Source organism: Leisingera sp. F5 (assembly GCF_001593695.1).
Window position 1 is genome coordinate 1 of record NZ_LUKH01000943.1, and the last position, 1,436, is coordinate 1,436.

Below are 1,436 nucleotides of genomic sequence, written 5' to 3' on the forward strand. Positions count from 1 at the left end.
CATCAGCCATGAGATCGGCCTGTCGGCACCGGCGGTGCAGAAACGGCTGAAAAAGCTCCGCGATACCGGTGTGATCGAAAAGGAAATCGCCATTCTTTCCCCGGCCCGGCTGGGGCGGGAGATGACTGTGATCGTGCAAGTGGTGCTGGAGCGCGAAAGCAGGATGCACCTGGACGCCTTCAAGCGCAAGATGCGCCAGGCCAGTCAGGTGCAGCAATGCTATTACACCACTGGCGAGGCTGATTTCATTCTTGTGGTCATCGTTGGCGACATCAAGGAATACGAAGCGTTCACGCAGGAATATTTTTTTGATGAATCCAATGTCAGCCGCTTTACCTCCTCGGTTGTGATGGACCGGGTCAAGGTGTCGCTGGACATCATTTAGGCCCAGCGATCAGAGGCCCGAACCGGCCGACACCGGGAATGACACCGGGAATATTGTGCCGAAGTGTACTGCGCGGCGGCTGAGCTGCATCAATCCTATGCTGCCTGCCCCGAGTGCGCCGCAACCAGCGTGTCCAGGAACAGTTTGGTGATACGGTTTACCGCGGGCCGCTTGCGGGTGGCGGCGGCAAACTGGCTGCGGTAGAAGACCTCTCTGGGCAGGACTTTGCGCATCAGGCCGCTGCCGACGAAACCGGCGGCCAGATGATCCGGCAGAAATCCCAGATAGCTGCCCGACATGATCAGGATCGCCAGCGCCTGCTCGTTCTGCACCTTGGCAGAGCGGCGGAAGCCTAGTTTCTGCCCCACATGCAGGTTGGGCGAGTTCACCCGGATGCCTGCATAATTCATCGCCTGCACATCCCGCAGCCCCAGGCTGGTGTGGTTGCAGTCAAAGAACGGATGCCCCTTGCCGCAGTAAAGAAACATGTTCTCTCCATAAAGCGGCATGTAGTCCAGGCTGGGAGAAGGCCGGTGCAGCGCCAGGATGCCGATGTCGAGCTGACCGCTGATCACCTTGGTTTCGATCACGTTCGGCGGCTCCAGCGACAGTTCGATCTCCACCGAAGGCGCGGCCTTGTTAAAGGCCCGGATGCCGCCGGGCACAAAAGCTTCGGGGTTGGAGGCGCATTGGTCGAACAAGGCAATCCGGATGGTGCCGGCCATCTGCTGTTTGATCTCATTCACTTCGGCTCGAAAATCCGACACTGAGGTCAGCAGTTCCTCGGCGGATTTCAGCACCTTGCTGCCGTCGTCTGTCAGCGAAAACCCGGCCGGGCCGCGGTTGCACAGCTTCAGATCCAGTCGCAGCTCCAGGTCGGCGATGTATTTTGAAATTGTCGATTTGCCGATGTTCAGCTCGGTCTCGGCGGCGGCCAGCCCGCCGCTTTCGGCTACGGCCTTGAACACCCGGAGCAGTTTCAGATCGGCATCGGCAATATGTTTTACGTGTGTTTTGCGGCTCATTCTTAAGTTCGATATATGTGAAACCT

2 protein-coding genes are annotated in these 1,436 nt (G+C 58.4%); one reads left to right on the forward strand and one right to left on the reverse strand.

What is annotated here, in order from left to right:
• Nucleotides 1-385, forward strand: a 385-nt coding sequence (locus A2I95_RS37680) for an Lrp/AsnC family transcriptional regulator (protein ID WP_291737550.1), incomplete at its 5' end; no start/stop codon positions are given.
• A 95-nt stretch (nucleotides 386-480) separates the two neighbouring features.
• On the opposite strand, the gene A2I95_RS37685 is transcribed toward A2I95_RS37680, so the two are convergent.
• The gene (locus A2I95_RS37685) at nucleotides 481-1,410 is read right to left on the reverse strand and encodes a LysR family transcriptional regulator (protein WP_027256268.1); all 930 of its coding nucleotides are present in this window, start codon (nucleotides 1,408-1,410) and stop codon (nucleotides 481-483) included.
• Between the last annotated feature and the right edge of the window lie 26 nt (nucleotides 1,411-1,436).